Below are 13,285 nucleotides of genomic sequence, written 5' to 3' on the forward strand. Positions count from 1 at the left end.
TTAATTTTTAAGTCTGTAATATGTACGGTCGGCTTCTTCACGAAGGTTCTCGGATAAGCTCTTATCTTTTCTCAGTTGATCGCATACCCGAAGGATGTCAGGCTTCCGATAAGAATGAGTGAACCAAGCAAAAGCCTCCAATAAACAGGTTTTTAGCTTTTCACTTTCACTGGAGTCGGTAAGTAAAGCCAAGAGGCCGTCTACACAGGCATGTGCCATATGATTTTTCAGAGAATTGCAATAAAGGATGCGCCAACGTTCGGAAGTTTCTTTGCTTAATAACTCTTTTTGCATGCTACGACTATTATTGGCATTCTCCAAAACCTTACGCATCTCCTCCTTGTCTTGCAACACATAGGTCTCAGCCATTACTTTATCAATTGCCGCCTGTACGGCTGCCTGATCAAAGACTTGAAGCCCCAAACTCACATTAAATGCCACACGCTCGGATAGGTTGTCTTCTACATAGGCTTTGATTTGCGGATAAACATACTCGTTCAGTCCCACATGTTGCATCATACGAACAGAGGTGCGACGAATAAATTCATAGGAATCCGTAATGGCCAAGTGTAAGACTTCCCGGAAGTTTTTGTCACTAATCTTCTCAAGCAATGCCAAGCAGGTGAAACGTACCATCATGAACGAGGAAGTTTCAAAAGTTTTTCTTAATAAATCAGAAATACCCGGATAGTCATTGCGATAAAGGTTGTGCAAAGCAAAATTCTGTATGTCGGCATAGGGCGACTGTAATAACTCCAACATGCGGGACTCGCTATATGGTTCTTTGAACAAAGCATTGGCATCTACCTCATTGATAGATTGAAAACGTAGAGTAGGGTCACCGGTAATGTGCGATTCGAGAATATTCGTCAATTTAGCCCATTGCCCCACTCGTGCTCCCATACCTAACAGGCCGAGCATCTCGTTTGCCATTTTATCTTGCAGTACATTGACTGAATTGGCAAAAGTAGTTACGCATTTTCCTTCCGACATGATATAACGTCCGGCAATGTAATCTTTTTCCCGGAAATCACCATTATAGCATGCATCGAAAATTACCATACGGCTATTAGGCTTAAACTCTGTAACTTCCGACAGGATAATACCGGTGCGCAGGTCTAGTAAAGAATCTTCTGCAATTACTTTGGGATCATCATAGCCTGCAATCCAAGTAGTGTCCAAACCGTATGTGTTTTTCATCATATCCAGCATTTCGTCGAAAGACTTTTTGTTGTTTTGCTTTCTACGCGCTAAACCACGATAATAGTACTTCATTGCATCTACATGAGCATTCCACCTATTAGTAGCGGGACTACCGGAAAGATATTGACGTTCGGGCATACCATGCTCATGAAAAATAGACAAGTCCAGATCTGTGCGTTTCAGCATATTAATGACATCGTCCTTGGGATAATCGCTGAAATTATAACGGATGAAACGGGCCCGTCCCTCTTTATCGAATACGCCCGGCATTTGTTCGCGAATAGTAAAGGTTTCCGGTGTCCATGCAGTCAATGAGTTAGAGTAAGAGCCATCACCTGTATAGGAGAAGAATTGGTCTAATTTATTGTTTATCTGGTGCTCAGCCACCACTTTTTTAAAATAGCGGCTGATTTGCGCATGCGGTTCTTCGCCGTTATCAACAGCTTTGACACGTGCAGAATATATGTCACACCGAATTTGCTGTGGAGATTTTATAGCCAAATTATAATAGAAGAAATTATTTTCGACACTGTCCTGTTTCAAAAAATCGAATTGTAGGTCGAAATCATCGTAGAAACGGTCGCTGGGCACTGAAGAATCTCTCCAGTCATTGTTTTTCTCATCCATTTTAAAAGCGGAAGTCATATGCTGGGCTTTGCGGAGCATTGGAATAGGGATATCACCGACAAATACCACTCCTTCCAATTTATCCTTTTTGTAGAGCTTAACAATAACTTTCTTTACATCTTCCGGTTTATTCCATTCATTGTATACGATGAACGTAGGCAACCCTTCCATTCCTAGAATCTCCTGATAGGCTTTAAGCTCGGCTTCACAAGCCTGAAATGTCCCTTTATCTGTAATTACAGCAAAAGAGGTGTCCTTTACTTTCACAGCCGGTTTAACAAATGTCTGTGCCCGCAGAGATAATATGCTGCAGAGCATCAAACTTCCAGTTATTAATTTACGCATGTTTTGTAATATAGATTTCGTTATGTAGCATTAAAAATTACATCCTAAACTTATCGATAAATGAGTACGCCCATCATAATCATAGTCAGAGGTATTTACACGATCGAATACAACTTTTGCAAATAAGTTCATACGTCTGTTTTCTCTGACTTGTTGCGAATACGTTATCGACCCGCCAATACGATAGTAATCACAGGTATAATAATTAGTCAGCCCTTGTTGTAATTCGGTTACAGTTGGATAGTCTGCATGGCTGCCACCATATACATATTCACCTCCCAGATTATTGTTATACGCAACATGAACATCTATTAAAAGCCTGCGATTCAAACTATTGCCTAAAACAAAATTTTTTTTGCCACCTAAGCCTAAAGATAAATTTTCTGCATTCTGTACAGAATTAGGCATTAAATATTCATCGTCTTGCTTGGTATAATTCACATTTAATTCTGCTTTCCAACTATATTCATTCCCGCGGTTTCTGCTTAATGCATAATTAAGAGAAGCGGTTTGTGCCTTGTACGTAGAACGGATGTTATTATATAATTCCACCCAGCCACTTTGTGATTCAGAGTTATCGCGTTGAGAAATATACTGAATACCATCGATGTTACGATTTGTATATGTGGTTCTCATATAATTGGTATAGTCCTTTCCTTCCTGAATCATCGTTAAAGAAACATGAGCAGTTTTATCTTTTACACCGGCTATTTTTTTAGGAGTCGTATAGCTCTGCTGAACAGTTTCCGCTTTTACATCGTAACTGCCCTCAAGCAGTAAATTGAAAGAGGGCATACTGAAGTTGTACTGGAGAGCTCCACCGAAACGGTCTCCAATATAATTGCTGGTTACACCGCTGCCTATTCCTTTTATGGCTGTTCCCAAACCGTATAATATATAATAGTCCTGATCCACATAAGAGTTGACATTACTCATTCTTGAGTCTTCCTTGATAGAACTATACTTGAAACTTGCACCAAACTTGTGTGAATTATTCAACTTGTAAGTAATCCCCGGCGTCAGTCCCAGCGTATAAAAACGGGTATCCACACGCGGGTCGCGCTGTTTGGCAGCTAATGTAGCTACATAATTACCTTCCAACCCCAATGCCCAATGATTACCAAGTAAAGGAGTAGCTGCACGAAACTTCAGATCGTAATATTGATTTCTCCATTTGCTTAAGTGCTGGTCTGCGACATAGTAAGGCATTCCCCTGAATGGATCGGCAATGGAGGCGTTATATCCGGCATCTGTCAGATTTTTTTGTGCAAAATTAAATGCTCCCCACACATATGCATTTTTCAGATTGATAAAGCCTTCACTGGATACACCTACGATAGCCTCTTTCTGCCCCTCTTGCGGACGGCAATAGTTTCCGTCCTGTAAGTCATATCCCAATATAACATTCGAATAATTCTGAATATCATCGAATGGCATACCGGCAGCATTCTGTGAATGAGACCATAGTCGTCTTGTTTTCAATTGTTCCATAGCGGCGGGAGAGAAGCCCTGTGCCGCTCCCACCATACTTACAAGGCAGGCTATCATTACCAGCAGGCAGCTTTTCATATAGTTCATATATTGTTTTTTCATTGTTCTGTCTTTTTAGTTAATTATTACAATGTGTGATTCCATGAAGGCATTTTTGCTCCATTACGACGCATTACAGGAACAACGCCACGTTCAAAGTCATCCGTACTGTTGTTTGTATCCTGATATATATATGTACCTGTTTCTTCGCGAATAATAGGATTACCTTCTTCGTCTGTGGACAATTTGCGAGCAATACCTAAACCGCAATAAGTAGCTCCTACCCAAGTAATACCTGCATCAAGTACACCGGGGACACGTTTTGCATTCATCTTTGACTCATTGTTTACTGCTTCAACAGCATCCAATACATATTTAATAGGTATTTTTGCATAATAAACATTGCTGTTCGGTTTGCTAAGATCTGTTGTCTTCATATTTTCATCGTTGACCGGATCCCAAGCTTCTCCTTCAGGAACACGAAAAATCACATAAGCACCTCCGAATACGGATGTCAAATATTGTGGTATACTTCCCATCTCTGCTTTTCCTTGGTAGAAAACATGTTGCATATCATAAGCTGCCTGGTCAGGGAAGTTTGGATTATTCATATTAAACTCAAACTCAGAACTACTGCCGTCTATAGGACTTTGAGGGTTATAGATGTCCAACTGATGGTTAGCGGCAAATTGAGAAATGATGCAAGATTCACCTGGCGCTAACGGATATTCGGTTCCATTTCCTGGAAATTTCCACACACGTTCTCCATATGCATAATTATTACCGTCCGCTTCCGGCCAAATAGGTAATTTAGTGGTAGCTGTACCCGGAGTTAAATTTGCGAAATAAATACCGTCCAAATACAAAATGTCAGCAGAGTTATTGTATATCTCATAGAACTGGTCTCGGAAATAGACTCCTCCTTTTTCCGGACGGCTACCGCAATAATAAATCTCCTTGAATATTAATGGGCTCACTTTAAGCCCTTGTACTTCAATATTCAATGCGCTACCATGCTTAAATAATGCCGCATTTACAGAATTGCCATTGATGTAGTATTCATTGTTTTCTGTATCGATCGCTGTACCGGATACTGTTACCGAATAAATTCCGGGGATAATTCCGTCAACTTTCACACTATTATCAGTTACTTCTTTTACATAATGTAAATCTTCATCGTAATTGTCGAACTTTACAGTCAGATCTTTCAGTGTGGATATATTTTCAACGGTAATATCCAAATATACATCCACTGTGATAGGATTCACTTCTGCTGTGCCAGACATGTCCCTGAACGAATCGCATCCTATCAAAAGGGTACTTGCCAATGTAAACAAATATATTAAATATTTTTTCATAACTTCCTAAACATTATAAAGTGAGTGATAATTCCAGCCCAAAGAAAAATCGGTTATTCAATTGAATATATGAACCCGGATTACGTTTGGATTCTCTGCGCGGATAACTTCTGAACATATTGTTGGCAAAGAAAGAAACACGTAGCATATTGCTAATTTCTTTAGTTACATTCAAGTTAAAACAAAAATAAGGACTGTATGATTCTTTTATAGCATTATTATGACTTACATTATTCAACATATATCCATATCCTGCATCCTTTACTTGCTGGGTAGTGGTATATTTCCCCTTGGGAAACATATTTACAGACGCATCTTCCAATGCTAAATAGCCCACAGGTATAGAATCGTTTCCAAATGTATTCCAATTAGACTGCTGCCAAATAGCTTGTGCTGTCATCGTAACAACAAAACCGATACGCGGGATATTGTGAGTGGCACGTAAAGTCGTTACAAATTGTTGTTTGTAACTTGCATTGCCTTCTTGAGAATAAATGGCCACCGGTTTACGGGCTGAAGCAGCATCTTCGCTATTGTCATAGAAGCTATAACCCTGACGCCAACTCTTAGTACGCATCCATGAGCCATTTATTTGGAAGGCCGTACGGATAGCATCAATACGTCCGATATTCAAATCAAATTCTAAACCTTTAGTTTCTATATTTAAATTATTAGTTGGTTTTGCATAAGTAGACAATACCGGTAGGCTACTACTAAGCTCTATCCCGTTTTCTGTGCGCTGGTATTCATTGTAGATAAATGTATTGAAGGTGTTGAAGGTTTGGCTCATTACATAACCATCCTTCAGACGCTCCTTATAAGCTATTACATTCAGATTGGTTTTACCCACTCGTAAATTAAAACCGACTTCTGCTTTATGATTTTGGGCAATCTTCAAATCTGAGTTATCTACTTGCCGAACTTCTGTGGTAGTCATAAACAAGCGCTGGCTTTCCGGAATATTTTCATTGGTAAGCTCATTTATATTGATATATTCAAAATATGCATTTTCTGGATATAAATAGAGAAGAGAAGGCATCTTTGCAGCAATACCGTAACCTCCCTGAAGACTTAATAGATTCGGAATCAAATCAATGGATGCATTTACACGTGGCGAGAAAATGCCTCCTACTACTGAGGTATGATCATAACGCACACCAGCCTGAATGTTCAAATCATGCGTACCGCTTATGGACCATTTGAAATTATCTTCCACATATGCACCAAATTGGTTAATGAAAGGAATATCCTTATAGTTACGTGGACGGAAAGATGAATTATGACCGTATTGACTACGATAAGGAGGAGTACTTGGGTCATAAGTTTTTCCTTTACCAACGTTACCGTCACTCCGGAAATCCGCACCAATCAAGATGCGGTTGTTTACATGACCGCTCGCCTTGAATAGAGAACTCGTCACTTTAGCAAACAAATTAACTTCACGACTATCGATCTCATAGTGTCCCAAATAGCTGCTTGGTAGATAAACAGCATAATGATTTATGTCTTCCGGTCCAAAATTAGTAATTTGATTACCATTGGCATCATAGATATGCTGACCTGCAAAGTTACTAAGTACCGCACCGTTTGTAGTGGTCATGGAATAAGGAGATGTAGCAGAACTGTATACGGTTTCATAATAACTGTCTTTATCCATATACGTACCTGACAATACATAGCGTAGTGTTTTTAACCAGCCCTTATTTATATTCCATGTACCATTGGTATTCAAAGTAAAACCTATATCGCGGCCTTCCGAAGCTGTTTTAGTTTGTTCATCATCAGGATTACGTTCACGTTGATCCTTACCATAAATAAAATCAAAGCTGGAATTGGTACGTAACTTATTATTAAAGAAAGTATTTGAATAGAGCAACTTTGTTGTGGCACGCTGATAGTGCTGGTAACTGGATATTGGATTATTCGTATTATAAGCATAATCTGCACTTACATTTAAAGCGCCTTTCTTTTTTCCAAGTTCAAAACCGGTTCCCATAGACACCTGATAGATATTGGGATTGGCTTTTGCTTTGACACGTAGCGGCTCACGACCAGCTTTTGTATTAATAATTACTGCTCCTGAGGTCAGATCACCATATTCAACAGAAGGGATACCACGAACGATTTGTATAGACTCTATATTTTCAGTAGAAATACTACGAACATCGGTTCCACCAGCCGGCGAGGCACCTCCGGCCAATGAAGCGGGTGTTTCCGTACCACTTAATACCGTAGGGCTCATCGCAGATAGATTAGCATTATTTGAGATGGGGGCACCATCACGAATTATTGCGGTGCCCATAGCATTCATCGGAGCTTCCGGACCACTGGAACTGGAAACTTGACGGATGTTAATCTGTTGTGCCGAACTCATATCTTGATTCTGTGAAATTCCACCTGGCATCAATGACATTACATCATATAAACTGGTCGCTTGCATATGGTCCATAGCAGAGCGGGAAATGTGAGAAGATGTGGATTTGCCTGAACGGCTGTTGGTTGCAGTTACTGTAACTTCTTTCAACTTAAAATCCTCATTCCTCATTGTAAAATTAAGAACCAAATCCTTATTTACATTTATTAAGGTGTCAATGGAGACTTTGCCCAAATATTGAATTTGCATACGAATTTTACCAGTAGGTACGTTTTCCAGTATGTATCTACCATTTTCATCAGAGGTTGTCCCTAGTGCAATTTCAGGAATAGACACAGCTGCAAATTCTAAAGGCAAACGCTTGTTGTTGTGGTCGTACTCATAAACAGTGCCTGTAAGTTTTACTTTGTAATTGTTTTGCGATTTGATAGGGAGGGCAATTCCTATGCAAATAAGTATAAACAAGTATATAATATTACACCCCAAAATACCTTTTTTCATAAGTAACATCATATTTATTAATAATGCAAAATTATATGTAAATTTTAAATTAAAACAAACCATTGTGTGTAACAAAACTAAAATTATTAAAAATACATGTTGTTTTTGTTGGTGCCGTTGCATAATCTCACAGACCTCAACCGTCTGTTGTCTAACAATATAGCAACTGCATTATATTTAGGAAAATCCAATATATATTAGTACTTTATTTAAGTTCCATACATAGTAATACGGATCTTGAGTGATTAAAAGCAAACTGCAAATCTAAATAAAAAACGGGATGGTTGTAGTTCTGATATGCTATATCTTAATACAACGCAGATAAATACTTATATTTTCATTGATAGATCTAACTAAGTTAAAAAACGGATTTTCTCCAAAATTCTTCTGATAGCTCCGTTCCAGCCTCATATTTATCGCACTTTACAGAAGCCCCAGTTCAAATATAAGGAAACTGTATCTCTCTTCGATAAAAGATCTATTTTAGGACGCAAAATTAGATATTACAAAAGATTATAAAAATACCATTTTTTGGGTATAAAAACGCATCTAATACCTATATATAGGTATTAAATATCATTGGCAATGTATGTTCCATTTCATTAAGCAAACAATTTTTTGTATAAAATACAAATAGTACTTTTTTACCCACTTAAAAAGTGCAAGAATGTATAAAAGTCCATGTGTCAGCTATAATAGGGGCATGAATAGGCATCCGTTCCATACCTGTCCCTATTTGAATCGGTCACCCCACAGTGACCGGACATTACTCACCCAATTCGGATTCTCATTACAGTAGGCAACGAAAATCTGTATCAAGTTCCAAAGCCCGAGAATCATTCCATTAAACCTGGCAGGAATTGTGACAACATGTCTGCTTGAAACAGCTACTATTATGGTATCATGCTGTATTGTTATGCTATATACCATGTTCTAAGTCAAAACTCTTTTTTTTTAGAATTGAAGGTTTAAGGCTCCATCCGAAAGTCAATATCACTTTCTCAAAATTCTTTTCTACAGCACCCTTTGTATAAGTTAGGATGTCTTTCTCTAGAAAATTTTTGAAATCAGATGAACTCATGTCTCTAAAAATGTTTATATATTCTTTTTTAAGAAATTCATTTATGGCATGTGCCGATATCTTTTTTTGCGTGCACTTTTCTATAACATATAAGTTGCTTGGTACCGGTACCATCGTGTCCAGCCCCATGAAGATATTACAGTCTACCATAAGAGTATAAGCGCCGCTCTCGGCAAGAGGTGCGGAAATGCAGTAATTGGCTTGCTCAAGCAGAGAATCCACCAGTTCTTTTGTGGAAGAACTGATACTATTGGCCAATTGTTCATATCCTCTTAGATTCAGTTGGGATATGGTCTTTTCGATAGCCGGGATGAATTTCATTCCTGGACCCAGGTTCAAATCAAATCTTTTGTAATAGACAAGAAGCTCATTCCAATCTTTGTACCGTGAAGGTTTGATGATATTTACATTGTCTATACCATGTTGTTTAAGATACTCGCCGGAGGAAAATGCATCTTCTTTGAAGGTCTGTGTGTTTCCATCCGGGAAACTTAAATAGATGGTCTTATATGTGTCTCCAGTGTTGGTCCTTGCAAAAGCTTTACATTCCTCACCTTTGAGATAATATGCTGTGGTGATGTCAAAACCATTACCGCTGGCATCATTGTCATAGCAACAATTCCACTTTACCTTATCAGATGGGAATATACGGCTTATATTCTCTATTTGGGATTTGGTGACATATCCCCCCGTGCTTATGAATGCGCATGTGGTTTCTTTAGTATAATGGTTTATTTCGTAGAAACTCATTGCGTCAATAGCGGATTCAAAGAGATATATGTCTGTAACCTTGTCAAAAGGAACAAAATTGGCCATCCAACAGCTTTGTGCCTTGTCACCACCCGTGGCAAAGGCTTTATAATTGGTATTGGTCTCTGCAAAATAGTTCCTCATTTCAAAGTTAAGGATTTCCATCTGGGAGGGTTTGCGGAATGGAAAGCCGATATGATTGTTTTTTCCTACCTGGTAGATGAACAGTCTATTGGCGAAATCCTCCACAGTCTGTGGAGAGAGCTTCCTTTGGACGGTCAAATATGGATTATCCTTTTTGATAGGACGAGGATTCCAATAATTCAAATTGGATTCAATATCATTTGGATTCAGTCCCAGCAGAGGATTGTTTACCGTTTCGGTATCTTCATTGGTGATCTGTTGAGTAGGCATTGGTACACCATCAATGACGAAGAGAGGCTGGGTTCCTCCTGTGACGGAGTTGACACCTCTGATTCTGAAAGTCATTCCGCTTGACAATGAACCGTCTGTGGGGATAATCTGTACTCCGCTGATTTTGCCTTGTAGTGCTTGCAACGTCTGCGTAGAACTACTGTTTACAATATCTTTTATATTCACAGAAGCAACGGCGGTTGCAATATCACTTTTTCGCTGGCTACCATAGCCTACAACAACCACCTCATCCATCTCTGTGACTGAAGGGTCTAGAATGATATCAAATCTTCGGTTCTTTCCGATAGTGATAGTTTTGGGCTTATATCCCAGATAACTGATGACCAGTTTTTCAGAAGGAAGTACTTTTATCGTGAACTTTCCTTCTAAATCGGTGATTACTGCATTGGTGGTACCTTCGATATTTATCGTGGCACCGATAAGAGGTTCACTCTTCTCATCCAACACTTGCCCTGAAATAGTTACTTGCTGTGCTAATGCTACAGTGAAATGTAGTATTAGAAACAATGTGCTTAATAGTACTTTTCTCTTCATAGTGCAGATATTAAAGTTTATAATAAGGATTAATACAATTAGATTTAAAATGGTAGTGCAAATAAAGCGAATTATAATATCCATGTTTTGACCTATTGTACTTTTCTCTTGACCAAATTACAGACTTTTTCTTCAAAGGTAATCGCTTTCTATTAATTTCATTTATCACCGCGTAAAATTATTCGATTGGACTTTTTATAGTGAGTATTATCATGGGGAGTATTAAAAAAGATTGGATATGAAAAATAGTATGTTAAATCATTCTGTTTTCTCAAATATGCAGTGGGGTGTGAGCGCAAGGAAAAATATCTGTAGAAATTGATAATAATGTATTTTATTCAAACTTTCCATTTATCCAAACTCTATCAGTTATCTGCACTTAAATCAGGCTTTGATATTTCAAGAGTTTGGATAAATGATTAAGGATTCAGTCTGCATTAATACCGAACATAGCAGTCAGTGAACGATTGATACCTTACGTTCGCATCGTGCGAAGTCTATTCCTTTCCACACGGTTTTGCGTCCGGCTGAAGATGCACACTCGGCTTGCGCCTTGTTCCTTTGCTGTTTCTTTATACTTGAAGTTCTACAATTCGTTTCACAAAGAATTACCCTGTGGAAGTCTGCCCGCTTTCGCGTAGGGTGACGTTGAAACCTTTATCCAGGGCATTACACCATGGCATTCGCTTTCTCCACAATCCTTTACCCGCACCTCATTCGGCCGCTCTTACAATTGGCCACCCATCGGTTATTGGCTGACGGGAGAGATACGGGCTTACCAAGTTTCGCACAAATAACTGACGACCGACTTAGACTCCGCCTATCCACCAGCAGTGCGACATCCGTGTAGCACGATGTAACAGCGTACTATCCTGACTGCTTGCCTTTTGGAATGGCCCATAAATATCCGTGAGCTAATTCATAGTCACGATGGTACGGCGATTCACTTAGGTTACTCATATCAGTCAGCTTTGACATTCTTCGCCTATGATGCTTAGGTTGGAACGTCGTTGTCAAGAGGGCTTCGCACCCGACCGTTGCCAGTCACGTACGCCTCTTCAGGCTACTATTGATGGAACAATAGGTTCAGACACGATGCTGAACAATTACTTGTGTGACCTCTTGGCGCACATTACACTACTAAGGTAATGCTTTTATAGGAGAAGTCACATCTGTAAAAAACTTATTATCATGCAATTATCTTACTTTATCTTAGGCTAAAAGCCCTTATTCAAGGTGTCTGTATCCTATCATCCGCTACCGCTCGGTATCGGATTCCTCCAGACCGATGGCATGGCATATCTCCTCCACCAGTTCAGGAAGGCCGGAGTCTTTCTCCTGACGGGGATCGGGTGGAAACAGCGTGGAACGAAAGACACCCTTACAGACAGGGTCCGCCTCCTTGTTGTAGCGGAGGGTGTTCGGAATGTGTGAGGACAGCAGCCGCAGCCCCATCCTGTGGATGACCCGGTTCCAGGCATCATACAAATTCTTCCGTCCCCTTCTATCCACCATGTTCCAGAACAGCCGGATTCCTTTCAAGTTGCAGTTCCCCTTGGCGATCAGCTCCTCTTCCAGCACCTTGGTAAACTGCAGGGAACTCTGCATGACGATATTGTCCGCCTTGAGCGGGACAAAGATATAGTCCATCGCGGCAACGGTATGAACCACCCCCTCGCTGCGGAGCGTTCCGGGAAGGTCGAAGAGCACGATATCGAAAGTCTCCCCTTTTTCGTCCATATAACGCCGCAGGTCTTCCACCCCCTTTTCCGGGTCGCTTTTGATGACCGGATAGGCAGGCTTACGGATTCTTTCGTACTGCCGGTACAGGTTCACCTTCAGGTCGTCATTTTTCATGACATTCTCCATGTCCCTCTCACGCATCAGGGCGATGCTGTGCTGCGGGGAGTCACAGTCCACAACCGCCACACGCACGTCTTTGCGGTAATGCAGGACACTGGCCAGCAGTACCGTAAAGACGGATTTTCCCACGCCACCCTTCTGGCTGGCGATGGCAACCAACAACTCTTTTTCTTTTTTCATCATACTTCTTTTTCATTAAAAGTTAAACACTATTGTTTCAGAAACAAAAATAATGCTCCCATCGGGGGAGATCCCCTGTCATGGGGGACGAGCCTTTATGACCGGGCCGGGCAGGGACTCCTCCAGAATCATGTCCGTCGTTTCCCTGTATTCTTCCAGATGCCGCGAGACAAGGTGGTTGATGAACCCCTCCAGAGTGACCTTTCCGTTTCTCGAGGCTCCCGCCAGGATGGACAGTTTCCGGTGCAGGGCGGCGGGAATATGCAGCGACCGACGCTGCACGCCCGCAATGCCATGCAGGTATTCCTCCCCGTAGACGGACGGTTGCATGGGGCCATTTTTCCTTGCGGGACGTATAATGTCGTTACCGGACGTTCCACGTCTCTTCCGGGGACAGGCAGGCGCTTCCCCCATGATCTCACGGATGCGGTCCGCGTCCATCCCGCCAAGACCAATCCGCTCTTTTACGTTCTTTCCTGTCATGATATGCCTTCTTGGACAATG

Annotated in this window: 8 protein-coding genes; 1 reads left to right on the forward strand and 7 read right to left on the reverse strand. The window is 40.5% G+C overall.

Annotated features, from left to right (window positions below):
* From DWX62_RS13925 to DWX62_RS13950, 5 genes are all read right to left on the reverse strand, one after another.
* Positions 1-2,175, reverse strand: a complete 2,175-nt coding sequence (locus DWX62_RS13925) for a hypothetical protein (protein WP_005651733.1) — start codon at positions 2,173-2,175, stop codon at positions 1-3.
* A gap of 30 nt (positions 2,176-2,205) precedes the next feature.
* Positions 2,206-3,768 carry a DUF6850 family outer membrane beta-barrel protein gene (locus tag DWX62_RS13930; protein ID WP_004327091.1) on the reverse strand — a complete coding sequence of 521 codons (1,563 nt, stop codon included), beginning with the start codon at positions 3,766-3,768 and terminating at the stop codon, positions 2,206-2,208.
* 23 nt (positions 3,769-3,791) lie between these two features.
* Positions 3,792-5,063: a DUF4876 domain-containing protein gene (locus DWX62_RS13935; protein WP_004312956.1), complete on the reverse strand. Its 1,272-nt coding sequence runs from the start codon at positions 5,061-5,063 to the stop codon at positions 3,792-3,794.
* A 13-nt stretch (positions 5,064-5,076) separates the two neighbouring features.
* The gene (locus DWX62_RS13940; RefSeq protein WP_004311273.1) at positions 5,077-7,947 is read right to left on the reverse strand and encodes a TonB-dependent receptor; all 2,871 of its coding nucleotides are present in this window, start codon (positions 7,945-7,947) and stop codon (positions 5,077-5,079) included.
* A 910-nt stretch (positions 7,948-8,857) separates the two neighbouring features.
* Positions 8,858-10,738 carry a carboxypeptidase-like regulatory domain-containing protein gene (locus DWX62_RS13950; RefSeq protein ID WP_004327093.1) on the reverse strand — a complete coding sequence of 627 codons (1,881 nt, stop codon included), beginning with the start codon at positions 10,736-10,738 and terminating at the stop codon, positions 8,858-8,860.
* A 987-nt stretch (positions 10,739-11,725) separates the two neighbouring features.
* Between DWX62_RS13950 and DWX62_RS22015 the strand changes: the two genes are divergently transcribed.
* Complete coding sequence (locus tag DWX62_RS22015; protein WP_153862836.1) at positions 11,726-11,887, forward strand: hypothetical protein; 162 nt, start codon at positions 11,726-11,728, stop codon at positions 11,885-11,887.
* Positions 11,888-11,995: 108 nt separating this feature from the next.
* On the opposite strand, the gene DWX62_RS13955 is transcribed toward DWX62_RS22015, so the two are convergent.
* Entirely contained in the window at positions 11,996-12,784 is a 789-nt protein-coding gene (locus tag DWX62_RS13955) for a ParA family protein (protein WP_004311277.1), read from the reverse strand.
* Between the two features lie 75 nt (positions 12,785-12,859).
* Positions 12,860-13,264, reverse strand: a complete 405-nt coding sequence (locus DWX62_RS13960; RefSeq protein WP_004315818.1) for a DUF3408 domain-containing protein — start codon at positions 13,262-13,264, stop codon at positions 12,860-12,862.
* Positions 13,265-13,285: the final 21 nt, after the last annotated feature.

This window comes from Bacteroides sp. AF20-13LB (assembly GCF_003603065.1).
Classification (GTDB): domain Bacteria; phylum Bacteroidota; class Bacteroidia; order Bacteroidales; family Bacteroidaceae; genus Bacteroides; species Bacteroides uniformis.

What these genes read in the sequence shown, in the direction of transcription:
- DWX62_RS13925 (WP_005651733.1), bottom strand. Translation starts at nt 2,175, where the DNA reads ATGCGTAAATTAATAACTGGAAGTTTGATGCTCTGCAGCATATTATCT.
- DWX62_RS13930 (WP_004327091.1), bottom strand. Translation starts at nt 3,768, where the DNA reads ATGAAAAAACAATATATGAACTATATGAAAAGCTGCCTGCTGGTAATG.
- DWX62_RS13935 (WP_004312956.1), bottom strand. Translation starts at nt 5,063, where the DNA reads ATGAAAAAATATTTAATATATTTGTTTACATTGGCAAGTACCCTTTTG.
- DWX62_RS13940 (WP_004311273.1), bottom strand. Translation starts at nt 7,947, where the DNA reads ATGTTACTTATGAAAAAAGGTATTTTGGGGTGTAATATTATATACTTG.
- DWX62_RS13950 (WP_004327093.1), bottom strand. Translation starts at nt 10,738, where the DNA reads ATGAAGAGAAAAGTACTATTAAGCACATTGTTTCTAATACTACATTTC.
- DWX62_RS22015 (WP_153862836.1), top strand. Translation starts at nt 11,726, where the DNA reads ATGATGCTTAGGTTGGAACGTCGTTGTCAAGAGGGCTTCGCACCCGAC.
- DWX62_RS13955 (WP_004311277.1), bottom strand. Translation starts at nt 12,784, where the DNA reads ATGATGAAAAAAGAAAAAGAGTTGTTGGTTGCCATCGCCAGCCAGAAG.
- DWX62_RS13960 (WP_004315818.1), bottom strand. Translation starts at nt 13,264, where the DNA reads ATGACAGGAAAGAACGTAAAAGAGCGGATTGGTCTTGGCGGGATGGAC.